Origin of the sequence: Pelagimonas varians (assembly GCF_003208435.1) — a bacterium.
GTDB lineage: Bacteria > Pseudomonadota > Alphaproteobacteria > Rhodobacterales > Rhodobacteraceae > Pelagimonas > Pelagimonas varians.
In genome coordinates, this window is the sequence record NZ_QKMF01000005.1 from 82,285 (window position 1) to 105,000 (window position 22,716).

The following is a 22,716-nucleotide window of genomic DNA, read 5'->3' on the forward strand; positions in this document are numbered from 1 at the left end:
TCCAAAACCGCTCCTTCGCAGCTAGATGCGAAGAAACCCTTTATGATTTGCGTCAGCGCAGAGCGAAATTGTCGTTCAAACCTCGTCAATCCTGACCGTGCGTTGGTCCTCGGCCGACCTTGTTATTGCTTCCAGAACTTCGATATTGTGGACAAGTTCCTCAGTTGTAAACGGATAGGGTTCTAGTCCAAGAGCGGCCTTTTTAAAGGCCTGCAGATTATGGGTGACCGCATCTTCCCATTCATAGTTGGTTGTTGCGACACCGGTGTCGGTCCGGCCTTGGATATATCTGACATTGCCTCCGGGGGTGTCAGGGTGGGTTTCATTTATGACCTCAACCCATTCCGCTGTTCCGAACACATGCATGCGAATAAAATGGGGGGTGTGTAGGACCGCGCTTAGCGTGGCAGTCACACCGGATTCAAATCCAAGCTGTGCTGTGACGACATCGCCGGTTTCCCATCCCAATGACCGGTTTGCGGTCATGGCCTGGACTGTTTCAACGCGCCCAAAGAACGAGATGAACAAATCGGTCAAATGGATGCCCATTGCTGTCATACCCGCCGCGGGTGAAACGGCTTTGGTTGTGCGCCAATCGCCAATTGGGACGCCAATCAGCTTGTCATGACTAAAGGCTGCCTCGGCATGCATAATCGTACCCAGCGACTGGGATTCGATGGCCTGCTTAAGGGCCACCAAAGCGGGTTCAAAGCGGCGTTCATGACCAATACCGAGCTGCACACCTGCTTGGACGCAGGCCGCAGCGGACCGGCGCGCGCTATCGGCTGTCAGGCCCAGCGGTTTTTCGCAAAACACATGTTTTCCGGCCTTGGCGCAAGCGATGATTTGTTCTTCGTGTAGCGGATTTGGCGTTGTTAGAATGACGGCATCCATGTCCGGCAACTGCAAAGCTGCGTCGAGATCGTTTAGCGCTGTCAAAGACATCTCGGCGATCTTGCCGTGGTTGCCTTCAAATGGTTCAACAATGGCGCGGACACGAAAATCGGGATTGTCGACCAGACGCTTAGCGATGTGGGTCCCCCACCAGCCAAACCCTGCGATAACAACGTTAAAGGGGGCGGATTGAGTCGTCATAGAATTTCTCCGATGCGTGCAAAGGCACCTTTGTGAAACAGCAATGGCGACTTGCCTGCAACAGATTTGTACCGCTTTACACTCCCGATAAAGATCACGTGGTCGCCTCCGGGAATTTGGTTGACCGTTTCACATTCGATCACGGTGGCGGCCCGTGTAAGGACAGGCACGTCATTGACGCCATGACACCAGTTAACATCGGCGAACTTATTGTCCGAAGGGCGCGAAAAGTTCATGGCCAAATCGACCGAATCTTCACACAAAATATTGATCGCAAAATGCCCGTGGTTGCGAAAGGCGCTCAGGCTTGGTGCCGTCAGCGCCAGACTCCAAGCGACCAGCGCGGGATCTAACGAAATCGACGTAAAGGAATTTGCAGCAAGACCAACTGGGGCTCCGTTTTCGGCGATTGTTGTGATGACAGTTACGCCGGTCGCAAATTGTCCGAAGGTGTCTCGTAGATCCTTAGGGTCAAAATTGGCGATCTCTGGCTGGCAGGTCATTGAATTCATACGACTCTCCATCGGTTTGGTTGCCGTATGATTCAAAACCTGCACCAAACAATCAACTTATGGTATTTGATGTCTTCCCTCAAAATTTCTGATGGGGCGTCCAAGAATGGTCATCAGGTAAACTGATATTATACATCAGAAAGCATCATTTTCTCCACTGCGAAACTTCATGCTCTACAGAATGCAGCACTGAAAAAGGCGGAGGGACGCATGAAGCTTTCATTTTTTACCATGCCGATTCACCCATTGGGGAAACCGGTTTGGCAAAGTCTTCAAGAAGATCGGGAAGCGTTTATTCTCGCGGATGAACTTGGGTTTGTCGAAGGCTACTGCGGCGAGCACACAACAGATCACGCAGAGATCATTACGTCGACAGTCGCCTTTATGGCGAGCCTTGCCTACGAGACGAAAAACATCATCCTTGGCACCGGCACTGTCAATTTGCCGAACTCGCACCCCGCGCGCGTTGCGGCTGAGGTGGCGATGTTGGATCATATGCTAAAGGGGCGTTTCCACTTTGGTATCTCGCCCGGTGGTTTGATGTCCGACGCCGAAGTTTTCGGCAATTTGGACAACGACCGGAACGCGATGTTCATCGAATGCATCGACATGGTTCTCAAAATCTGGGCAGGTGAGCCTCCCTATGACCTCAAGGGCGATTTCTATGAGGTCTCGACGCGCAACACCATGATGCCAGAGATCGGTCAGGGCGCGATCATCAAGCCCTACCAAGATCCGCATCCTCCCATTGTCGGCACTGTTGTGGCACCGTTCTCAAAGGGTGTGACTGCTATGGCTGCACGCGGCTGGGAACCGATTTCGGCCAACTTCCTGCTGCCCAAGTGGGTCAAAACGCATTGGCCGAACTATGTCGAAGGCTGCAAACAGGGGGGCCGCCCGGCCAAGTTTGATAACTGGAGCGTCGCCAAGAATATTTGCGTCGCGGACGACATGGCCACAGCGCGCGCTTATGCCCGCGATCCGGCAAGCCCCTATGTCTATTACTATAGCCAGTTGTTGACGAAACTACGGGCCGGTGGCCGTCTCAATCTGTTCAAAGAAGATCAGAACATGAGTGATGATGATGTGACATTGGATTATGTCATGGACAAATTGGTCATTTATGGTGACCCCTCCAGCGTTGCGGACCAAGTCCTTGAGTTTCAGGAACAAGTAGGCCCGTTCGGCAAGCTGGTTTACGCAGGCCATGATTGGGCTGATCGTGATCTTGGTCGCCGTTCGATGATCTTGATGGCTGAAAAAGTCTTGCCCAAAGTGAACACTGCCCTTTCTGCGACGGCTATTGGTGCTGCGCAATGACCGATACGCTGACGCTACAAGATGGCATATCGATCAACTACCGCATTGATGGTCCTGAGGGGGCGGATTGGATTATCTTGTCCAATTCCCTGGCGACAGATTTGCGGCTGTGGGATGCAGAAGTCGAATATCTGAGCCAATCGATGCGGGTCCTTCGTTACGACACCCGTGGCCACGGTCAAAGCGATGCTAGCCCGGCTCCTTATACCTTCGATTTGCTCTGCGGTGACCTGGTTGCCTTGATGGATCACTTGTCGATCGAAAAGGCCGACATCATGGGGATTTCGCTTGGTGGGATGATCGCCTTGGCCATGGGCATAAACCATCCGGAGCGAGTGGGTCGCATTTTGTGTTGCGATGCCCGCGCTGATGCGCCCGCCACCTACAAGGCGATTTGGGATGGCAATATAGCCCGCCTTCATTCGGATGGATTGGCAACGCTCTGCGAGCCGACTTTGCAGCGATGGTTCACGGAACCTTTCCTTGCCGAGCCTGCGAGCAAGCCGAAACTGGACGTTGTGCGCGCGATGTTCAACGCAACTGCGCCTGATGGCTACGAAGGGGTGGCCCGATGCCTGCAATCCCTCGATCTTCTGGCTGATTTGTCCAAGATCACGCAGCCGGTTCTGTATGTCACGGGTGCCGGCGATATGGCGGCACCCGTTGCGGTTATGCAGGCCATGTCAGATGCCACGCCCAACAGTCGGTTCGACGTGATCGAGTCCGCAGCGCATCTTTCAAATCTGGAACAGCCCAAGGCGTTCGAGATGATTATTTCTGATTTTCTGGCGCTGTCAGCCTGAAACCCAGCGAACACTACTTATAAAAGGAACGAAAAATTGGGTGCAGTAAAAGAAAAGCCGATTTGGAAATTCAAGGTCACTGGTGGCCAGGATACGACGACGAAATCCCATGCCACAGCGCGTGGTAAAACAGTTGTCATTGACGAACCCATTCAGCGCGGCGGCACCGACGAAGGCCCTATGCCCGTTGAATACTTGTTCATGGGGCTGTTGGGGTGCACACAAGTGATTTCCAACAAGCTGGCGGCGCACAATGGCGTGTCGTTTACCAATATGGACATCGATATCGCTGTGACCATGGACAGCCATGGCACACGTCTGATTTCCCCTGTCGCCATTCCTTTTCCCGAGGTGGTTTTGGACATCAACGTAACCTATGTGGGGGCCCGTGAAGGGGCCGTTGCTGTAACTCAGCAGCTGAAACACCATTGTGCGGTTTCTAAAATGCTGCAGGAATCCGGCACCCGCGTCATCGAAAACTGGGTTCTAAACGGCGAAGCCTTGTCCGCGTGACATGGCCGGTCTAATGCTGTGATCAAGGGGTAGACTTATGACATTTTCGGTTTTGCCCCAGATCATGGTGGCTCCAAATGGTGCCCGCAAAAGCGTGGCGGACCACGCGGCTCTGCCAGTGAGTATTGGTGAGTTGGTAAGTGATGCCCGGCAGTGTTTTGCTGCCGGAGCAGGGGGCTTGCATGCCCATGTCCGCGATGCCTCAGGCGCGCATGTGTTGGATGCTGGTTTGTATCACGAATTATTGTCAGAAATGGCAGCGCAAATCCCAAAGATGCTGGTGCAAATCACAACCGAAGCGGTTGGCCGATATAGCCCCGAACAGCAAATGCAATTGGTCCGGTCTGTCAAGCCGCGCTGTGTTTCCATTGCTTTACGTGAAATGACGCAGGATCAAAGCGATGCGAAACTACGGGCGTTCTATCACGAACTGAACGATGCGCAGGTGAACGTACAGCATATTTTGTATTCGCCCGAGGAAATTGGCGACTTTGCGACGCGCGTTTCTAAGGGTGTTATCCCGCGTCACAATGCCGAAGTGTTGGTCGTGCTGGGCCGCTACGAAAAAAACCAACAAAGCACACCTGCGGACTTGGTGCCCTTTATGGCGGGACTCCAAAGTCACGTGCCCGACATGCCTTGGGCGGTCTGCGCATTTGGCCACCAAGAAACCGCTTGTCTGGTCGAAGCTGCAAAACATGGTGGCAAGCAGCGGATCGGATTTGAAAACAATTTGTTCAATTCTGATGGCACATTGGCCGAAAACAATGCACAGCGTGTTTCGGAACTGGTTCGTGCGCTAGGTGCGGATCAATAACGGCATCTGCCAAGTGAAAGCCAAACACCTGTGATCCAAATCATCGACACAGTCGCCCCGATTTTCATCATCACATTGATAGGCTTTTTGTTTGGGCGTTCAAAGTTCGATCTTCATGTGGCCACGCTCAGCACGGTCGTTATTATGGTCGGACTTCCATCGCTGATTTTTTCTTCGTTGACGTCGATGGACATGTCGCTGGAACGCCTCGGAGAGGTGTTTTTGGCCGCCGTAAGCTGTATGGTGATTGCTGCTATTTTCTCCTTGGGTGTTGTCAAAGCCTTCGGGTTTTCGGTGCGTACATTTCTTCCAAGCCTGATCTTTCCCAATTCTGGCAACATGGGTTTGCCATTGGCATTTCTGGCGTTCGGAGACATCGGTCTTCGACTGGCCATCGCTTATTTCGTGGTGATCGCCCTGTTGCAACACACGGTAGGGATGACCATTGCGTCGGGCAAATATGATCTGGGATCTTTGTTGCGCCAACCGCTCATATATTCCGTCATTGGCGTGTTGATCGTCATTGGGTTTGACTTCACAGTTCCGAATTTCATTGTCTCTACAACTGAAATATTGGGTGGGTTGATGATCCCCTCCATGTTGATTTTACTTGGGAATTCACTTGCAAGCCTCAAGATTTCAGATGCAGGCCCAGCCATTGTCGTAGCCATTGCGCGTCTGGTTATTGGATGCGCCGCCGCCTTTGGCACTATTTGGTTTTTGGGCCTGTCAGGCACGCTGGCCGGCGTCGTGTTTTTGCTGTCAACAATGCCAACCGCAGTGGTTACATACGTCTATGCCGAACGGTTCCGGCCTGATCCCGAAAAGATCGCAGGCGCTGTTGTGATGTCGACACTTTTGACATTCGCCCTGCTGCCCGGCCTTATCCACATTGCAAAAGCCATTTCGTTGCATTGATTTTGCCCGTGATTGCAGTCAATGTACGCCAATGATTTCAAGCGTTTCCTGCTCCGGTGTGGTTTTGCTATATTTTGTCCGAGGCTGGTCCTAGAAACAATAATCGGGTGTGGCTTGATCTATGCGACATATCAAAATCCAGCAAATGCGCTACTTTGTGGCGGTGTACGAAGAACGCTCGATCACGGCAGCGGCCCATCGTGTGAACGCGACGCAATCCGGCGTCAGTATGCAAATTCGCGACTTCGAAGACGGTATCGGACACAAGCTGTTTGAGCGGACGTCGACCGGAGTGACGCCGACCAAGGTGGGTGATCAGATCTACATTCGTTGCAATCGGGTTTTGTTGGAAGTTGACCAGCTGGCCGCTGATGTCGAAGCGCATACAGACCAGTTGTACGGTACGGTTCGCGCTGGAATTATGCCGACGTTCGCGAAATCCATATTGGCCCCAACCTTGATCGAATTCGCCGGTGAACACCCGTTTGTCGATGTCAGGATTATTGAAGGTTATAGCGAAACTCTGACAGCCAAAGTGGCGCAGGGGGATTTGGATTTTGCGGTTGTTCCGGGTGGTGAATTGCCGATTGGCGTGCGCAGCACCCATGTTGATACTGATCTGGAAATTCTGGTGCAAAACCGGAAAGACACCAAGGGCGATCCCGATCCGATCCATCTGACAACATCGCCGCCCCTCAATCTGGTGTTGCCAGGGCCAGGAAACGCGCGGCGCCCGCGCATCGACCGGTATCTGAGCAATATGTGCCAGTCCAAGCATTCCATTCTTGAACTCGATAGCATGATGGCGACCTTTGATTTGCTATATTGGGGGGGCTACGCATCGGTGCTTCCCGGTTGTTTGTGCTTGCCGAGCATTGAAGACCCGAGGTTAAAGTTGTCGCCTTTGTTGGACCCCGTATTGCAAGTCGATTATCTGTTGATCGAACCGACCGCCAAGGCGCGATCCAAGGCTGTTTCCGCCTTTGCCGACAGCCTGTGTGCACAAATCAATAAGTGGTGTCAGTTCGGACGAGATACATACTCAAGAGACTGATTATGTTCGGTTAAATGCAGCAAATAGACACCGATCAACCGGGATTCGCCTTCTTGGTCGCTGGAGGATACCTTGAAACACGCAGAAACATGCTATCCGGCCCTTGAAAAGAGATGTCGGGCCATCATGTTTTCTGATTCCGTCCATAAGAACTCATAAATTGTTTTGACGGCGTAATTCCATATCATCATCAAAGATACACGTGAAGATCAGCAAATGCTGAGGTCGAAAACCCTCTCACATTTGCGGAATCACTTGAATCTCCGTCGCCAAAGGATCGGTGCCGGAACTCTGTGGGCTTAGGGAGGGCACCACCGGTGAAATCTATGAAACTAACGTCTGAGCAATGGATCGTACTTGCGCTATTTGCATGCGCGGCATTGTCGGCGATCTTTGTTAACAGTTTGGTCGCGCCACCCAAAGTTTTGTTTGGTCGATCATTAACTGCAATTACCCCTAGCCTGTTCCCGCTGATTATCCTCAGCGCTTTGGCTATTCTATGTGGGGCATTCTTTGTCTGGCGCCACAAAAATCCGGGCGACTTTGTCGGCAACAGATTGTCGACGGGGGCGTGGGTTCGCGGGACAATGCTGTTCACCATCATGACCCTGTACGCCTTGCTGATGGAACCCGTCGGTTTCTGGATATCTTCCGCCCTGTCGCTGACTTTGCTGTCATGGTTGGCAGGCAACCGGTCTATCCCGCAAATTGCGGCCCTTTCATTAATCTCGCCAGTCTTGCTGTATCTCGCAGCTACACGGCTGTTGGCGGTTTCGCTGCCAGAGTTGAACACCATCGAACTGTTCTATGCGCGTGTTCTCGGGCTGTGACCCGAACGCCAAAAATACAAAAATACAAGAGGATCTAGCATGCTAGAGCAATTCATGGCCGGCTTCGGAATGGCCTTGCGATTAGACACATTCCTTCTGATGAGTGCAGGCTTGTTTGGTGGAATGCTGGTTGGGGCCCTGCCGGGTTTCACAACACTGATGGCGATGGCGATCTTACTACCCATTTCGTTTTTCCTTGATCCACTGGTGGGCATTCCTTTTTTGCTGGGGGTCTACAAAGGAGGAATTTTTGGCGGGTCCATTCCTGCCATTCTGGTCTCCATGCCGGGTACGGGCGCTGCGGTTGCAACATCGCGGGACGGCTACAAGCTGACGCAACAAGGTAAATCGCGAAAAGCGCTTGATATGGCTTTGTTCTCTTCGGTGTTCGGTGATCTTTCGAGCGACATCTTCACCATCATCATGATCTTTCCCATCGCCTTTTTGGTGATGCAATTCGGCCCGCCAGAGCTGTTCGCGGTCTTGTTGCTGAGCTTGGTCATCATTGCCGCCACATCGGGCGAAAATCCGGTCAAAAGCCTGATAATGATGCTTTTAGGGTTGTGGTTGTCCTTTATCGGTACTGACCCTTTGGGCGGCGTTGAGCGGTTCACCTTTGGGATTTTTGATCTGAAATCCGGCATTCCGTTACTGCCAATGTTGATCGGTGTCTTTGCCATCCCTGAAATCGCGGGTGTGGTTATGCGATCTGACGGAATTCGGCATCTTTCGAGCCTTGTTGGCGAACGCCTGTCGTTCAAAGAGTTTAGGGCCAGTTTCAAAACAATCTGTCGGTCTACTGTCATCGGAACGGGCATCGGAATTATCCCCGGCCTTGGGCAGGTAGTTGCCGCCATGATGGGGTACTCAGCGGCGAAAAATGCCTCTGATCATCCGGAAACCTTTGGTGAAGGCGAGCTGGAAGGCATCGCAGCGGCCGAAGCTGCCAACAACGCTGTGAACGGGCCGACCATGGTGCCGCTACTGACGCTTGGCATTCCGGGTGACAACGTAACAGCGATTTTACTTGGGGCCTTTGTGGCGCAGGGGCTGCGGCCCGGTCCGCAACTGTTCGAAGAGCAGGGCGCAACTGTTTTTGCAATCCTGATTGCGATGGTATTTGCCAATGTCTTGTTCTTGGCGATTGGCTACCTGTCGATCCCGTTCTTTTCTCGGTTGGTTCAGATCAAGACATCTGTCCTGATCCCGATCGTTATCATGTTTGCTTTTGCCGGAACCTTTGTTTTCCGCTCTGACAACTTTGACCTGCTGATGCTGGTGGTCTTCGGGATCTTTGGATTGGTGGCGCAGGCTGGCCGGTTTGATGTGATGCCTATGGTTATGGGCTTCATCCTTGGGCCGCCCATGGAATACGCCTTTGGTCAAACGGTGGCGATGGGCAACGGCGCGACAATGGCCTTTTTGTTCGAGGAACGGGTTGGAGCCATCTGCGTCCTGATCGCGGCCCCGATTGCTGGCATCGCCCTTTGGCGGCGTATGCGCACTGTTTCAACAAGCTGACATAACGGGGTGGTTCGCTTCGCCCAGCCTGACCGTAAAAACCAAAGAAGCACAATGGAGGAAACACATGATTAAATCTTCACTCAAAAAGCTGGCGGTTGCCGCTGGTTTTGCCGCTGCACTGCTGCCGTCCGCCGCCCTTGCGGAGTATCCGGAAAAGCCGATCACAATGGTTATTCCGTTTGGTGCAGGTGGATCGCATGACTTGAACGCCCGGGTGATCACGTCGATTATTCCGACCTATCTGGAACAGGCGATGATTGTGCGTTTGACTCCGGGTGCGGGCGGACAAAAAGGCACGCAAGAAGTGGCCAATGCGGCGGCGGATGGCTACACCTTGCTGTTCACGCACAACTACGTCGACATGTTGCAGCAGTACGTTGAAAATCTGCCCTATGATCCGCTCGAAGATTTTATCCCGATTGCGCGTGTTAACTATGCGCCGATTGGTGTGGTTGTGCGGGCCGATAGCCCTTATCAGACCTTTGAAGAACTGGTTGCGGCAGCTGAAAAAGATCCAGGCGGTATCCGCATGTCGCATTCTGGCAACTGGGGGGCCTTGTTCGTTCCTGCTGCACAGATCATGAAAGAACGCGGAATTTCATTGAACCTCGTACCTTACAAAGGCGGCGGTCCGGCTATGCAGGCCTTGCTGTCTGGTGATGCGGACGTGACGATGGGGTTCCCTTCGACACTGGGATCGCAAATCGAATCCGGTACTGTTCGCGTCTTGGCAACGGCGGGTGCAGAGCGGATGTTTGATGATGTGCCAACCTTTGCCGAAGTCGGCGTCGAAGGCGATGTCGGCTTTATGCACCGTGTTTTGGTTGCGCCCAAAGGCACACCGGATGAGGTCGTTGCCAAGCTCACTACAGCCTTCGAGGCCTTGGTCGAAGACAAAACCTTTGTGCGAATGATGGGACGTTTGAACGAAACCATCGATCTTGTTGATGGTCCCGGCTACCAGAAGATGCGCGAAGATCAGGCTGTGGCTTACAAAGAACTGGTCGACGCACTGACCAAATAATCGGGTGCGCCCGACATCGGGGGCGGCGGGGGCCAAGTCAGGTTTTGCCGCCCTATTCACTACGCTTTGAACGAACCGGTGATCTATCGGCATATAGGCCCGGAAAATGAAGATTGAGGAACGTATGAGACAGGTAGAAGTCGCCGTTATCGGAACCGGATGGTGCGGAGGAATTCGGGCTGAGACACTGTCCAGATCTGCACTGGTGGATAAGCTGCACATCTGTGAAATCCGCCCCGAGCGCCTGCAAGAGGTCAAAGAGTTGACCAACCCTGCAACGGCGACGGATGACTACATGGATATCGTCAAAAATCCGGCGATCGAAGTTGTCTATATCTCAACAACCCCCGAACAGAGCCACTATCCGATTGCGCGGGACTGCATCAAAGCCGGCAAAAATGTTCTGTTGGAGAAACCACTGGCGCTTGAGCTGTCTGAGGCTGATGAGCTGATTGCATTGTCGAAAGAAAAGGGTGTCAAATTCACCATTGGCTATTCGCAGCGTTTCAACCCCAAGATCGCTTATGCCAAAAAATCGATTGCCAATGGCACCTTGGGCAAGGTGGTCAACGTTATGGTCAGCCGCCATTTGTCACGCAATCTGGGCAAGAAGATCGCCAATCGGGTCAAACTATCGCCAGCAGCGATGGAATCCACGCATGATCTCGATTTTGTATTTTGGCTGTTGGCTCCGGCGAAACCTGTGCGGGTCTATTCGCAAGGGGCTTACGGATACATGAAAGATCTGAACGGGTCTTACGATTGCATGTGGAGCACCGTCACAATGGATGACGGTACGCTGGTTGTAATCGGGGGCGGGTGGAATTTGCCGCCAAGTTTCCCGAATTACTGTGGTACTTGGATCGAGATTACCGGGACCGACGGGGCCCTAATTCTAGACGATACCAGTCGCGACAACTGGATGAACACGGTGAAAGATGGAACATATTTCCCGATGTCCACAATGCCGGGTGAACAGGTGGATCATGCCTTCGCAGGTCAAATGGGACCGGAAACACTGCACTTCCTCGAAGCGGTGCTGTTGGATACCGAAGTAATGGTGTCCCCTGAACATGCCCGAACTGTGATGGAAGCATACACAGGGGCTGACATCTCGGCTGAAACCAATGAACCCGTCGGATTGCCATTGTCGAACCACTCTTTGGCGATATTGGCGGACCTGAAGGGGCACTAATTTTACTATGCCGCTCTGAGGCTGCAATCCTTGCGGCCGCTTGATATGAAGGTCCCTGTGTGACGTCGTTGCACAGGGATTTTCTGGATCGCAACTGGCGTCTATTTCGCTCAAGATTTAGGTTGGCGTGATCTGAAACACCCTGCGAAACCTCGATGACTCTGCTCGGCTTTGCTTGCGAGAGAGTCTTTAAAGGTAGGTGCTGTTGAACCACAGCCAAGCGCCGTTTTCTCAAACCTGAAAAGGAAGCAGCGCATTTCGACAAGTGGTGCCTGAGATAATGGCATAGGCTGCGAAGTTATTCTGCTGATTTTCTTTGACGCCAAGTCTGTGAATTTAGGCCGTAAGGTTACGGGGATGGGTTTCACATCGCCAAAATACCAGCAAGCGCCAAGCTCAGGTTTGCAGAGGTCGCAGAGCAATAGCTCAGAGTGCGTTCCCGCGGGCTGGATTTGCCTGTTTCGGTATCCACTAATTATCCGCGCCATGAAACGCGGTCACCTAAAGCCCCTTTTGGGTGATTCCATCATCATAGGTTGGTCTGGACCTGAATTCAGTCTGCTCGTCCTACTGTGTCCAAACGACAGAGAAAAGCATGAGCTATGGTGATGATAGTCAGTTTTACCTGGACCCCAGAGGTCAATTCGCAAAAAGGTTTGTCAGTTGAACTCCGGTACGCCCACCAACTGCCAATCGTGTGTAAATCAGGCACCAAACTGATTTATCCGAGGGTTTGTAACGCGCGCTTTGGCGTGCGGTGACCACCCAATTGCCCATAGCACGGTATATTTCCATCGAAGCTATAGTGCTCCAAAGAGTGTCGCCGGCCACCCCAATCGGGTTTAGTATGCTCTTCGCTGACTTGCATTCGCGCCGTGTCATCGGTCGGACTGCCTCAAATAGGGTAAAGCGGCACCTGACAATCCGGGCTATCTGGGTATTGAAAATGCCCAGAAATGCATCGGTGTTTTGCACGAACTTTAAGACCTTCTTGGTGGAACAAATCCGACAATGAGAAATTCAATTCCCGCGCATATGAGAAGGCTTTCTCAGATTTCATCATCATCGACGAATGCCATCGAGGCAGGGCCAAAGACGAAAACACGTGGCGCGACAGGATCGAAGGCGGGGTCTAAGGTCGTTCAAGGTGCGCCAGATGACCAGCACCGTTGATACCTATGTTTATGATCCAGAGGATGAGGGGGGCGGCGGCGAGATTGAACTTGACTACGAGTAGACCAAAATCGTGATCCCTGAGCGCGGGCAAAGCCGCGTTTATGAATTCACAGTGTCTGGACGGCGGGACGTTGAACGCATTTGATGACTTCAATCGAGTGCGACCAAGCATTGAGGTTGATTTCCCGTTGCCTGCCGAACGCGTTGTACACAGCTTGAACCAGATCATTGCATGGCGTGGAAAGCCAAAGGCGATTCCGGTTGATAATGGACCCGAGTATGTCAGTGGAAAACTCATGGAATGGGTCGGAAAGCGCGATGTGCATCTTGAACACATCCAGCCCGGACTACAAGATCATCCGTGTCGAGGGTCTGCTACCGTGGAAGACTGCTTTATAGGAGCGGCTAGGCCGGACGCGCAGGCGGTTCTTCCCGAAAGCCATTTTGAACAATCAAATAACAGGTCAACTAGGACATCTCGACGCTCGGCAATGCGGAGATTATGTTGAAAAACCGGTCCCCGGCCAACGGGGTTTTTCGGGGGCAGGTCACTCATAAGTGACCTGCCTGCAATCGGAATGTTCAGACTTCCGAAGGAAGCCTACCGTAGATACTTTTATAGTAGCTGCCAAAACGCCCAAGGTCATTAAAACCATTCGATAGGGCTATCCCTTTGACGGATGATTTCCTTTTCGTTCGCCCTGGAAGGCTATCGTGGGCATGGGCCAATCCTTGGAGCGTGAAGAAACGCCCTGGCGTTTCACCGACAACACAGCGAAACGCTGCAATCAGAGTTGGTGCGCTCACATGTAATTCGGCGCACATGTCTGCGACTGAAACGGCCCTTCTTTCATCTGCGGCAAAGATGTCTCTCGCCTCTTGCACCAGCGCGGTTTTTCTTTCCGACTTGTTTGCTACTCTTTGTGACTGCTGTTCTGACAAAGCGAAAGCAACGGCCAAAGTGCGTATCAAGTGGCGCTCTAGTGAGACCTGCGACAACTCGTGGGCATTACGCGAGATTATCCAATTCAAAGTCTGCACCAAATCTTGGTGTGTTCTGTGCGGCAACTTGACGACTGAGGTGTGGGTCAGCTGATTTTGCAGAGCAGTCCCCCCAAGGATTCCCAATTCGTGAAAAAAAGTTTTCGAGGTGATGCGACCGCATAGAGAATTCCTGCGGCTCGCAACAACTTCGCTTTCGTCTCTGCCGAAGTTGAAGAAAATTGAATTATTGTCCAGCTGAATACCATTCACTGACCAGCGCTCTGATTCACTTACCGGTACCGTAAAATGAATACACTCCTTGATCTGAGCGGTTCGAACGAGCGCTTTGGGTTCAAAACGCACTTGCGAAACACGAGATGCTTTCAGCTTCATACCCTTAATTGAGCCTTCATCCATTCCTGCCCCTAGCTGAACAACATCGCCTGAAAACGCTTGGCTGGACATCAAGTTCCGCAAGGACCCCTGATAGTTTTCCGGGCTTGAACCTGCTGAAATCTTTAATTTTTGCATAGTGTTTTACCTAGAGTTGAAGTCACCGGCATTTTACCTTGCTACCGAGAATATTGGCCTGCGGCCACATTTTTTCTGGAGAGTGACATGCAAAACAAATACCTATTTCCTCTGAGCTTCGCAGTCGCGACAACTGTCGCGTCTTTGGCCGGAGCTGAAGAAGGCAACCCGGCACTTACCTTGATTACAAATGTTCATATTTTTGATGGTGTGAACGAAAGCCGGATCGAGAACGCGAACATATTGATCAAAGATAATTTGATTGCATCCATTGCGACAACCCCAATTGAGGCCGGTGATGCTAAAATCATCGACGGGAATGGACGCACGCTGATCCCGGGCTTAATCGATGCGCATTGGCACACCACATATGCATACACGCCAGCATCTGTGCTTATGCTAAACCAAGGCGACATGTCTGAAGTTGCCATTCGCAGTATGACTGGTGCGAAAGAAACATTGTTGCGTGGTTTCACGACCGTAAGGGACACGGGCGGCAATCCGTTTTCGATCAAAAAGCTTATTGATTCAGGGGAGTACCCTGGCCACAGAATTCTACCGTCTGGTCCGTTTATGAGCCAGACATCCGGCCATGCTGATTTTCATAGCGTCTTGGAAAACCCGAGATCCGCAGGATCAGAGTTGAGCTATTGGGAAAAAAACATGATGGCGATGGTCTCCGACGGAGTGCCTGAAGTGCGTCTCAGAACGCGGGAAATTCTAAAGTATGGTGCATCGCAAATAAAAATCACCACTGGTGGAGGCGTTTCTTCTCAGTACGACCCGCTAGATGTCAGCGAATACTCGGTTGACGAAATTGAGGCCGTTGTTGAGGAAGCTTCAAACTTCAATACCTACGTCGCTTCACACGTCATGACCGACGAAGGTATTCGAGTTTCAATCGAAGCCGGCGTCATGTCCATCGAACATGGCTTCTTTGCCTCGCGAGAAACGCTCGAACTTATGAAGGAAAAAGGAGCCTGGCTAAGCCCTCAGACCATGAAAGAAGAAGACATGGTTTGGGACAGCCCGGTAAGCGCCGCGAAATACAAGCAAGTGACTGATGCTGTAGCGAATTTGTATCCTATGGCAAAGGAGGTGGGTGTAAATCTCGCGTTTGGAACGGACCAACTCTTGGATGCATCCAAAGCATATCAGCAAAGCGGTTACTTGGTTCGTTTGGGTGAATGGTTTTCCCCATATGAAGTGCTGAAAATTGCCACGTCAGAAAACGCCCGCTTGCTCGAACTGTCTGGCCCGCGCCACCCCTATCAAGAAGGCCCTCTCGGCGTCATTAAAGAAGGTGCTTATGCTGACCTGATCTTGGTTGACGGCAACCCGCTTGAGGATCTGTCGTTGGTTGGGAATCCAATTGAAGCCTTTGATCTTATTATGAAGAATGGCGCTATTTATAAAAGTGAACTGGACTAAGGAATATACACTGGGGGTAGGGCTTCCCTCACTCCCAGTGTGACCATCCGTACTATTACGTCTTAAAAACTTCAGCTTCCTCAACATCAAAGCCAAATTAATGGTCAAAAGGCCGAGTGATGAAACAACTTTTCAAGAAAATCAGATTTCTAACCGAATCTGGAAAACAGCACTGCCATTATAAAGACACCCAAAACATAGCGTCCAAAAGAGTTTCTTTGTTGGGGTTGTTTTCTTGTTTGCTTGGCCTGCCGTCACTGGCCGCTGCGCAGGAGTTTCAGCAAATCAACAATGGTACCAACCCGACCCTGCTGACAACTCAGGCAGGTCTTCAATATCAGTTGAACCGAGTTAATACAAATTTGGACACGGGTCTTCTTGAGGCCTTTTACACACGGCCTTTTGGCGACGGCAGCAAAGCCATTCGGTTCAATGTTCCATTCTCGGATGTACCCGCCGGAGAAGGCTTGACGTTCGGTGACTTCAGCGTGACATATATCGACGTTTTTCACTTAACAGAGAATAATGGCGCGGCCTTTACATTCGAATTGTTTTTGGACACTGCGGAAAAAGAGACTGCGGGCTATGGTCAAATAGCTGGGGAAACCTCTGTCTTCTATGCATGGTTTCTCAAAAATGGATCAATTTTCGCGCCCGCTTGGGTGCAGACCTTCGGTCTTGAAGGTGGTAATGATCAAGGACAAAGTTTGAACACGTCGACCTTTGACTTCTACTATGTTCCGAAATTGGCTAACTCCAAATACTATATGACGTTCGATCCGGCCATTATCCATGATTGGGAAAGTGAAAAAACGTTTGGCAGTCTGCAGGTTACCATGGGTATGTTAACGGGCAAGGCATTCGGAGGAGACGGCCAGGTCTTCATCAAACCAGGCGTTTTGTTCGGCGCAGACAAACCCGCTGACTGGTCGTTTCAGGTTGGCTACAAGGTTTTGAACTTTTAACGCGCTGTCGAGCATAGGAAGTGCAGCCCTAGCACAAGTCCTGTTCTGTGAGTGTAGACAACATTTCTGCCATACTGAATTGCACCGGGTTTTCCGGAGATTCCAGAGGCAATCCACCCACTTTATTTAGAGAGGGCCGGCCGTCAAATTCATTTGGCTGCCTTCAGTATCAAAGCGGCTGCTATGTCAACGGCGCCTGAAGTTGGATCATTCGTTATTACAAGTCCAAAGCCATTCGGACGCTTGTTCTTGTGTCTTCTCGATGGTTTCAAACATGTACTGGCCCAACCATTCACTGGGAAGGGTGTGGATATAACGCTCAATATCGGCGTTCTTCTGGGTTTTACGTGTCTGGATGTATTCGGGCCTGACATCGTGTTTCCCAGCCCAAGTCACAAGTTTCCCACTGATATACTTTGGGCGGTTGTCGACGCGGATCGTGTGCGGTTCCTCGCTATTGAATGAATTGGTTCAAGCCGCGAACATCTCGCTCAGCAGGCAGCGAGAAGTCGACCTAGATGCACAAGTCTTCACGATTGAAGTCATCCAGGACGTTCAAAGTGCGGATAGAACAACCGTCAACCATTCGATCTGCCATGGTGTCAATCGACCAGTCTCGTTTGGCGTTTTTGGCACCGACAGCGGTTCAGACGTATCACGTTTAAAGAGCTTTTTGGGCCTAAACCATAGGTTCAACTCCTGCCCATGGTAGATCCGACAAACGCGTTTGTGATTCCAGCTAGCCTGTAATCTCATCATTCTCGTCGCTCAACACGGGGCCGTACCGATCACAGGTTTCGCTGATCTGAAATCTGCGGCATGCCTGCGCAATACTGACTTGACTCCACGCGACCGCATTCATGGCCTTCAATCGAAGCTGAGACAGCTTTTGCGCTTTTTTCCGAGGTTTCTATCAACAACTCATTTTGAAAACTGAGATGCTCTGCATCGTCCTTTGGAAAGACGGTCCTAGCAACAGACATCGCATTTATTTCTCACGACTGCATCATTCAATCGCCGCTCTAGTGTTTCGGGGAAACGGAATAAGTTAAAGGCGCGTCCGGTACCGATCCGGCTATCGTGGACAAGTTGCGCCGTCTCACCCCCCCTGTAGATTGGCGGTAGAAAGAAACGCCTTTGCGTTTGACGAAAACCAGAGCGAAGGCCACCAGTTGCCTTGGTCTTTTTCGCCGAGAAGCCCGATGGCTGCTCTCAGCCTGATAATTCTAATTAGCTCGCAGAACTGCCTGATCCACCTCTGTCAATTTCTTCTCTCTCTTTTCGTGCGATCCGATGGCCGTACTCTGCCACTTTTTCCCGCTGACGGAAGCGCCAGGATCAGCCGACCTCAAATCCTGAGACTTTTGGACACAATGTGACCTTCAAACCTTGGCTCTCTAATTAGATTAGCGTTTTGTTAGATCTACGTAACCATAAGGCCATTTTGATTGGTCGATCATATTGGGTTTTAAGTATAAAACAGTATCGGACATTATGCGCGCGTTTTTATACTTCGAATTTACACCGAGTGATTCAGAGGATCTAGGCATCCAGTTCTTTGGATTTCAACCGCCATAGCCTTTGGCACACTTTTTGGCGCGCCAACACCGCATACGTGTAAAGATACTTCATATCCAAGGTGGGTGGCGGAGACGAAGGGATTCGAACCCTCGAGACCCTTCCGGGCCTACTCCCTTAGCAGGGGAGCGCCTTCGACCACTCGGCCACGTCTCCACCGACGCGTATAGCCGCGCTTGGTTGGAAAGTTCAAGCGTAAATCTGTCAGAAATGTAAAACAATACGGTGTGGTTAAGACCGTTGGTTTTGTTGCGTTCCTTTTCGATTTTGCACCTGCCGCTATTCGGTAGCCTGAGGCGCAAATGAACGGCGGATCCCTTTGGAAACGCCGTCGCAATCGATAACTTGCTTAAGCGAACATATGCGCCAAGGCTTCGGTTCGTCCTTTGGTAAGATCGTCAATGGCGCGAAGGCCGTGCAGAACATGATTCATTGCTTCGATCGGCACTGTGTTTGGACCATCGCTGGGCGCGTTGTCGGGGTCTTCGTGGGTTTCCATGAAAATCGCAGCGCAGCCAACGGCCAAGGCGGCACGGGCCAAGGGCTCTACAAATTCGCGCCGGCCACCGGTGGATGTGCCTTGACCGCCGGGTTGTTGAACAGAATGGGTGGCATCAAAGACCACTGGCCAGCCTGTTGCGGCCATTTCAGGCAAGGCGCGAAAGTCGCTGACCAAGGTGTTGTATCCAAACGAGGTGCCACGCTCGCATAGCATGATCTTTTCATTCCCTGTGCTGGCCAGTTTGTCAGCGACGTTTTTCATGTCCCAAGGGGCCAAAAACTGGCCCTTCTTCACATTGATCGCTTTGCCTGTTTCACCAGCAGCCAGAAGCAGGTCTGTTTGGCGGCACAAAAAGGCGGGGATCTGTAGGACGTCCACGACTTCGGCCACAGGTGCACATTGGTCTGGGCTATGAACGTCAGTCAGAACCGGCACACCGAATTCTTTACCAATGGTGCTCAGAATCCTGAGCCCTTCGTCCATGCCCAAACCACGTTTTCCGGACAGCGAGGACCGATTGGCCTTGTCATAGCTGGCCTTGAAAATCCATTTGGTGCGGTTTGCTTCTGCGGCTTCAGCGATACGTTCAGCCAGCATGCGGGCATGGTCGAGACTTTCAAGCTGGCAGGGGCCTGCGATCAACGCAAAGGGTGCGTCATTGGCGATTTGAATGTCACCTATGTTTACCGTTTTCATTCGATGCCCTCCTTGGCCAAAACGCCTTCGATACGTTCTACGTCTACTGGATTGTTAAGCTCCCAGAACACACGGCCTTTGCCGTCGACAGGAACACAGGTGACGGGGATGCCGTTTTCCAAAAACCGCAACTGTTCAAGGCCTTCGGCCTGCTCCAGTGGTCCTTCGGGAGTCGACATATAGGCTTGTAGTGCGGCGGGTGTATATCCATAGACGCCGACGTGGTGCCAAACCTCTGGTGGATTTGTCAGGTCGCCGACATAGGGCAGCACTTCTTTGGAAAAGTACAAAGCCGAGCCATCCGCGCGCATCACCGCAGTTGTGCCGCCGACGCGGCCGTTTTGGCGGTCGGTCACAAAGTTGGTCAAGGTTTCAGCGTCGCACAGCAACACAGGCGTAGTCATTTCCACATCGCCTTTGGCCATGCGGTCAATCAATGCTTCGACAAACCACGGTGGGGTCAAAGGCGCGTCGCCTTGCAGGTTTATGACAAAATCCGGCGGGGTCGGCAGTTGGGCCACGGCTTCGGCGCAGCGTTCGGTGCCGTTGCGTGCCTCTGGTGAGGTCATCAGAACATCTGCCCCAAAAGCGCGGGCAGCATCTGCAATACGGTCGTCATCCGTGAGGACAAAGACGCCGTCTGCACCGCGTACGGATTTTGCGGCTTCCCATGCGCGCTGGATCAGCGATTTACGCAAACCTGTCGCGCCGGTCAGTTGGACCAGAGGTTTGCCGGGATAGCGTGTGGACGCAAAGCGCGCGGGAATAAAGATCACTCGTTTCATGCTACACCTGCTCTTAACGCATCGTGAATATGGAGAAGTCCAACCAATCGTTTGTCTTCGTCGACAACCAAAAGGACGGTTCGCTTGGTGGCGTTCATGATGCCCAATGCCTCGGTCAAAAGGGTTTCCGGGCGGGTTGTCATCGGACTGCGCGTGGCGACTTGGCCGGCGGTGCGATCCATCAACCCATCCATGTTTCGGCGCAAATCGCCGTCGGTAATGATACCTGCCAATCCCATTTGGTCGACTAGAGCCGAGACGCCAAACCCCTTGCTGCTCATCGTCAACAAGGTTTCGCTCATCGGGGTGGTTTCTTGGACGATGGGAAGGTCATCGCCTTTGTGCATCACAGCAGAGACCCGTAGCAATTGTGCTCCAAGTGAGCCGCCGGGGTGAAAGTTGCCGTAATCTTCACGGCCAAATCCACGCATGTTCATCAAGGCAACAGCCAGCGCATCGCCAAGCGCCATTGTGACCGTGGTAGACGTGGTTGGGGCCATTCCGATTGCGCAGGCTTCGGGGGCGTCGGGCAGTTGCAACAGCAGCTCGGCGGCCTGCGCCAAGGTGCTGGAGGCTTTCTTGGTGATCGCAATCAAAGGCACCTGAAAGCGAGTGCAATACCCGATCATATCTGCCAATTCGCGGGTTTCGCCGGAATTTGAGATCAAGATGACCGCATCATTTGGCGTAATCATGCCAAGGTCACCATGAGACGCTTCGCCTGGATGAACAGACTGCGCCGGGGTTCCCGTGCTGGCCAGAGTGGCGGCTATCTTGTTGGCGACATGGCCGGATTTTCCCATACCGGACACGATGACACGGCCGGATACGGACAATAGCAGACTGACAGTCTTGTCAAAATCGGCTGGCAGGGCGTCCGCCAGCTGCTTAAGGGCATTGCCTTCGATCGTCAGAACATTTCGGGCAATTTCAGAGGGTGATTGTGACATGATCCACTCAAAATTGGGGGCTTTCCTTTTCTCTAGCTGTTGCCAAGGCTGATGTCCAACTGCGCAACAGATCGCCGCCGAGTGGCGGCTATGCGTTGACAAAACCGGATACCAAGGCCCATGTGGGCTAAAATTATTTTAGAGCAAAGGGACGCTCTCATGAAAATTGCAATGATTGGCACTGGCTATGTTGGCCTTGTGTCTGGCGTTTGTTTCTCGGATTTTGGCCACGAAGTGGTTTGCGTCGATAAAGATCCCAACAAGATCGAGATGTTGGAGCGTGGCGAAGTGCCGATTTATGAGCCGGGGCTTGATGCTTTGATGGCTAAAAATGTTGAGGCAGGCCGCCTTAGCTTTACCTTGGATCTGGAGCAGGCGATTGAAGGGGCCGAGGCGGTCTTTATCGCGGTTGGCACCCCGACACGGCGCGGCGACGGCCATGCGGATTTGACTTATGTGATGGCCGCGGCCGAGGAAATTGCCCGCACGGCAAATGAATATGTCGTAATTGTCACAAAATCCACGGTCCCTGTGGGCACCAATCGTCGGGTCAAGGACACAGTCAGCAAGGCCAACCCAGCGCTTGATTTTGATGTGGCGTCCAACCCGGAATTCTTGCGCGAAGGCGCGGCGATTGACGATTTCATGAAGCCCGACCGCGTTGTTGTAGGGGTGGAGAATGATCGTGCGGCAGAGGTGATGGCCAACATTTACCGTCCGCTTTATCTGCGCGAATATCCCATCGTCACCACCGATCTTGAATCGGCCGAAATGATCAAATACGCGGCCAATGCGTTTCTTGCGACCAAGATCACCTTCATCAACGAAATTGCGGCTTTGTGCGAAAAAGTCGGTGCGGATGTGAAGCAGGTCAGCAAGGGCATGGGGATGGATGGCCGGATCGGGAACAAGTTCCTGCATGCTGGCCCTGGCTATGGTGGATCGTGTTTCCCCAAAGATACCAAAGCTTTGGCACGTATTGGCCAAGAACATGCAGTTCCCATGCAGATCACCGAAGCGGTGATCAAGGTGAACGAAGAGGTCAAACGCCGGATGATCGACAAGCTGCTTGATCTGTGCGGCGGGTCCTTCAATGGTAAAACGGTTGCGGTTTTGGGAGTGACGTTCAAACCCAATACGGATGACATGCGCGATGCGCCGTCATTGACGCTGATCCCGGCTTTGGTTGGCGGCGGCGCCAAGGTCCGCACTTGCGATCCGCAAGGCCAGCACGAAGGCGAAGCCCTGCTGCCCGGCGTGCATTGGATGGATGACCCTTATACCGCAGCGCAAGATGCGGATTTACTGGTGATCCTGACCGAATGGAATGAATTCCGCGCGTTGGATCTGAGCAAGATAGCCCAAACAATGGCCGCACCGCGTATGGCCGATTTGCGCAACGTCTACACCGTCAAAGACGCCAGACAGGCCGGATTTGAGGCCTATGACAGCATCGGCCGCGAAGGTTTTGCCGAATAGTTAAAACAAGTCAGAGACCTGAACTGAGGGTCTG

The 22,716-nt window shown here is 52.2% G+C and carries 21 protein-coding genes, 1 tRNA gene and 4 pseudogenes; 15 read left to right on the plus strand and 11 right to left on the minus strand.

Going from position 1 to position 22,716, the window contains the following annotated elements:
• Positions 1-75: 75 nt before the first annotated feature.
• Both C8N36_RS08170 and C8N36_RS08175 read right to left on the minus strand, forming a co-directional pair.
• On the minus strand, positions 76-1,095 hold the full coding sequence (locus C8N36_RS08170) for a Gfo/Idh/MocA family protein (RefSeq protein WP_097804229.1): 1,020 nt from the start codon (positions 1,093-1,095) through the stop codon (positions 76-78).
• Positions 1,092-1,607 carry a flavin reductase family protein gene (locus C8N36_RS08175; RefSeq protein ID WP_245910764.1) on the minus strand — a complete coding sequence of 172 codons (516 nt, stop codon included), beginning with the start codon at positions 1,605-1,607 and terminating at the stop codon, positions 1,092-1,094. The genes C8N36_RS08170 and C8N36_RS08175 overlap by 4 nt, the downstream gene beginning before the upstream one ends.
• 210 nt (positions 1,608-1,817) lie before the next feature.
• On the opposite strand from C8N36_RS08175, the gene C8N36_RS08180 reads away from it, so the two are divergent.
• From C8N36_RS08180 to C8N36_RS08230, 12 genes and pseudogenes are all read left to right on the plus strand, one after another.
• Positions 1,818-2,927 (plus strand): LLM class flavin-dependent oxidoreductase, encoded by a 1,110-nt coding sequence (locus C8N36_RS08180; protein ID WP_097804230.1) that lies wholly within the window; start codon positions 1,818-1,820, stop codon positions 2,925-2,927.
• Positions 2,924-3,730: an alpha/beta fold hydrolase gene (locus tag C8N36_RS08185; protein ID WP_097804231.1), complete on the plus strand. Its 807-nt coding sequence runs from the start codon at positions 2,924-2,926 to the stop codon at positions 3,728-3,730. Before C8N36_RS08180 ends, C8N36_RS08185 begins: the two co-directional genes overlap by 4 nt.
• 36 nt (positions 3,731-3,766) lie before the next feature.
• On the plus strand, positions 3,767-4,243 hold the full coding sequence (locus C8N36_RS08190; RefSeq protein WP_097804232.1) for an OsmC family protein: 477 nt from the start codon (positions 3,767-3,769) through the stop codon (positions 4,241-4,243).
• A gap of 37 nt (positions 4,244-4,280) precedes the next feature.
• The gene (locus C8N36_RS08195) at positions 4,281-5,060 is read left to right on the plus strand and encodes a beta-keto acid cleavage family enzyme (protein ID WP_245910765.1); all 780 of its coding nucleotides are present in this window, start codon (positions 4,281-4,283) and stop codon (positions 5,058-5,060) included.
• A 30-nt stretch (positions 5,061-5,090) separates the two neighbouring features.
• Complete coding sequence (locus C8N36_RS08200; RefSeq protein ID WP_097804233.1) at positions 5,091-5,978, plus strand: AEC family transporter; 888 nt, start codon at positions 5,091-5,093, stop codon at positions 5,976-5,978.
• A gap of 121 nt (positions 5,979-6,099) precedes the next feature.
• Entirely contained in the window at positions 6,100-7,032 is a 933-nt protein-coding gene (locus tag C8N36_RS08205; RefSeq protein ID WP_097804234.1) for a LysR family transcriptional regulator, read from the plus strand.
• Between the two features lie 326 nt (positions 7,033-7,358).
• Positions 7,359-7,862, plus strand: a complete 504-nt coding sequence (locus C8N36_RS08210) for a tripartite tricarboxylate transporter TctB family protein (RefSeq protein ID WP_097804235.1) — start codon at positions 7,359-7,361, stop codon at positions 7,860-7,862.
• Between the two features lie 39 nt (positions 7,863-7,901).
• The gene (locus tag C8N36_RS08215) at positions 7,902-9,383 is read left to right on the plus strand and encodes a tripartite tricarboxylate transporter permease (RefSeq protein WP_097804236.1); all 1,482 of its coding nucleotides are present in this window, start codon (positions 7,902-7,904) and stop codon (positions 9,381-9,383) included.
• A 67-nt stretch (positions 9,384-9,450) separates the two neighbouring features.
• On the plus strand, positions 9,451-10,410 hold the full coding sequence (locus C8N36_RS08220) for a tripartite tricarboxylate transporter substrate binding protein (RefSeq protein WP_097804237.1): 960 nt from the start codon (positions 9,451-9,453) through the stop codon (positions 10,408-10,410).
• Between the two features lie 124 nt (positions 10,411-10,534).
• On the plus strand, positions 10,535-11,605 hold the full coding sequence (locus C8N36_RS08225; RefSeq protein WP_097804443.1) for a Gfo/Idh/MocA family protein: 1,071 nt from the start codon (positions 10,535-10,537) through the stop codon (positions 11,603-11,605).
• 943 nt (positions 11,606-12,548) lie between these two features.
• Positions 12,549-12,839, plus strand: a pseudogene (locus C8N36_RS24845) (type I restriction endonuclease subunit R); the annotation flags it as partial.
• Positions 12,840-12,879: 40 nt separating this feature from the next.
• Positions 12,880-13,128, plus strand: a pseudogene (locus C8N36_RS08230) (DDE-type integrase/transposase/recombinase); the annotation flags it as partial.
• Positions 13,129-13,363: 235 nt separating this feature from the next.
• On the opposite strand, the gene C8N36_RS08235 reads toward C8N36_RS08230, so the two are convergent.
• Positions 13,364-14,296 carry an AraC family transcriptional regulator gene (locus C8N36_RS08235; RefSeq protein WP_097804238.1) on the minus strand — a complete coding sequence of 311 codons (933 nt, stop codon included), beginning with the start codon at positions 14,294-14,296 and terminating at the stop codon, positions 13,364-13,366.
• Between the two features lie 87 nt (positions 14,297-14,383).
• Here C8N36_RS08235 and C8N36_RS08240 point away from each other — a divergent pair, with 87 nt between their 5' ends.
• Both C8N36_RS08240 and C8N36_RS08245 read left to right on the plus strand, forming a co-directional pair.
• Positions 14,384-15,727, plus strand: coding sequence for a metal-dependent hydrolase family protein (locus C8N36_RS08240; RefSeq protein WP_097804239.1), 1,344 nt, complete (start codon positions 14,384-14,386; stop codon positions 15,725-15,727).
• A gap of 221 nt (positions 15,728-15,948) precedes the next feature.
• Positions 15,949-16,692: a hypothetical protein gene (locus tag C8N36_RS08245; protein ID WP_141468012.1), complete on the plus strand. Its 744-nt coding sequence runs from the start codon at positions 15,949-15,951 to the stop codon at positions 16,690-16,692.
• Positions 16,693-16,841: 149 nt separating this feature from the next.
• Here C8N36_RS08245 and C8N36_RS24510 read toward each other — a convergent pair.
• From C8N36_RS24510 to C8N36_RS08275, 8 genes and pseudogenes are all read right to left on the minus strand, one after another.
• Positions 16,842-17,437, minus strand: a pseudogene (locus tag C8N36_RS24510) (DDE-type integrase/transposase/recombinase); the annotation flags it as partial.
• Between the two features lie 3 nt (positions 17,438-17,440).
• A pseudogene (locus tag C8N36_RS24850) lies at positions 17,441-17,630 on the minus strand (IS3 family transposase); the annotation flags it as partial.
• Between the two features lie 31 nt (positions 17,631-17,661).
• Positions 17,662-17,808 (minus strand): hypothetical protein, encoded by a 147-nt coding sequence (locus C8N36_RS24950; RefSeq protein WP_484237533.1) that lies wholly within the window; start codon positions 17,806-17,808, stop codon positions 17,662-17,664.
• On the minus strand, positions 17,792-17,944 hold the full coding sequence (locus tag C8N36_RS24955) for a hypothetical protein (RefSeq protein WP_484237534.1): 153 nt from the start codon (positions 17,942-17,944) through the stop codon (positions 17,792-17,794). Before C8N36_RS24955 ends, C8N36_RS24950 begins: the two co-directional genes overlap by 17 nt.
• A gap of 392 nt (positions 17,945-18,336) precedes the next feature.
• A tRNA-Ser gene (locus tag C8N36_RS08260) sits at positions 18,337-18,426 on the minus strand.
• A 193-nt stretch (positions 18,427-18,619) separates the two neighbouring features.
• The gene (kdsA, locus tag C8N36_RS08265; RefSeq protein WP_097804243.1) at positions 18,620-19,468 is read right to left on the minus strand and encodes a 3-deoxy-8-phosphooctulonate synthase; all 849 of its coding nucleotides are present in this window, start codon (positions 19,466-19,468) and stop codon (positions 18,620-18,622) included.
• A complete protein-coding gene (locus tag C8N36_RS08270; protein WP_097804244.1) occupies positions 19,465-20,253 on the minus strand; it encodes a 3-deoxy-manno-octulosonate cytidylyltransferase in 789 nt (262 codons plus the stop codon). The genes kdsA and C8N36_RS08270 overlap by 4 nt, the downstream gene beginning before the upstream one ends.
• The gene (locus C8N36_RS08275) at positions 20,250-21,203 is read right to left on the minus strand and encodes a KpsF/GutQ family sugar-phosphate isomerase (protein WP_097804245.1); all 954 of its coding nucleotides are present in this window, start codon (positions 21,201-21,203) and stop codon (positions 20,250-20,252) included. Before C8N36_RS08275 ends, C8N36_RS08270 begins: the two co-directional genes overlap by 4 nt.
• Positions 21,204-21,362: 159 nt before the next feature.
• On the opposite strand from C8N36_RS08275, the gene C8N36_RS08280 reads away from it, so the two are divergent.
• Positions 21,363-22,682, plus strand: a complete 1,320-nt coding sequence (locus tag C8N36_RS08280; RefSeq protein ID WP_097804246.1) for a UDP-glucose dehydrogenase family protein — start codon at positions 21,363-21,365, stop codon at positions 22,680-22,682.
• Positions 22,683-22,716 lie beyond the last annotated feature (34 nt).

Bases quoted from the DNA above. Each gene is read 5' to 3' on its own strand.
- C8N36_RS08170 (WP_097804229.1), bottom strand. From the start codon at position 1,095: ATGACGACTCAATCCGCCCCCTTTAACGTTGTTATCGCAGGGTTTGGC.
- C8N36_RS08175 (WP_245910764.1), bottom strand. From the start codon at position 1,607: ATGAATTCAATGACCTGCCAGCCAGAGATCGCCAATTTTGACCCTAAG.
- C8N36_RS08180 (WP_097804230.1), top strand. From the start codon at position 1,818: ATGAAGCTTTCATTTTTTACCATGCCGATTCACCCATTGGGGAAACCG.
- C8N36_RS08185 (WP_097804231.1), top strand. From the start codon at position 2,924: ATGACCGATACGCTGACGCTACAAGATGGCATATCGATCAACTACCGC.
- C8N36_RS08195 (WP_245910765.1), top strand. From the start codon at position 4,281: ATGACATTTTCGGTTTTGCCCCAGATCATGGTGGCTCCAAATGGTGCC.
- C8N36_RS08205 (WP_097804234.1), top strand. From the start codon at position 6,100: ATGCGACATATCAAAATCCAGCAAATGCGCTACTTTGTGGCGGTGTAC.
- C8N36_RS08210 (WP_097804235.1), top strand. From the start codon at position 7,359: ATGAAACTAACGTCTGAGCAATGGATCGTACTTGCGCTATTTGCATGC.
- C8N36_RS08215 (WP_097804236.1), top strand. From the start codon at position 7,902: ATGCTAGAGCAATTCATGGCCGGCTTCGGAATGGCCTTGCGATTAGAC.
- C8N36_RS08220 (WP_097804237.1), top strand. From the start codon at position 9,451: ATGATTAAATCTTCACTCAAAAAGCTGGCGGTTGCCGCTGGTTTTGCC.
- C8N36_RS08225 (WP_097804443.1), top strand. From the start codon at position 10,535: ATGAGACAGGTAGAAGTCGCCGTTATCGGAACCGGATGGTGCGGAGGA.
- C8N36_RS08235 (WP_097804238.1), bottom strand. From the start codon at position 14,296: ATGCAAAAATTAAAGATTTCAGCAGGTTCAAGCCCGGAAAACTATCAG.
- C8N36_RS08240 (WP_097804239.1), top strand. From the start codon at position 14,384: ATGCAAAACAAATACCTATTTCCTCTGAGCTTCGCAGTCGCGACAACT.
- kdsA (WP_097804243.1), bottom strand. From the start codon at position 19,468: ATGAAAACGGTAAACATAGGTGACATTCAAATCGCCAATGACGCACCC.
- C8N36_RS08270 (WP_097804244.1), bottom strand. From the start codon at position 20,253: ATGAAACGAGTGATCTTTATTCCCGCGCGCTTTGCGTCCACACGCTAT.
- C8N36_RS08275 (WP_097804245.1), bottom strand. From the start codon at position 21,203: ATGTCACAATCACCCTCTGAAATTGCCCGAAATGTTCTGACGATCGAA.
- C8N36_RS08280 (WP_097804246.1), top strand. From the start codon at position 21,363: ATGAAAATTGCAATGATTGGCACTGGCTATGTTGGCCTTGTGTCTGGC.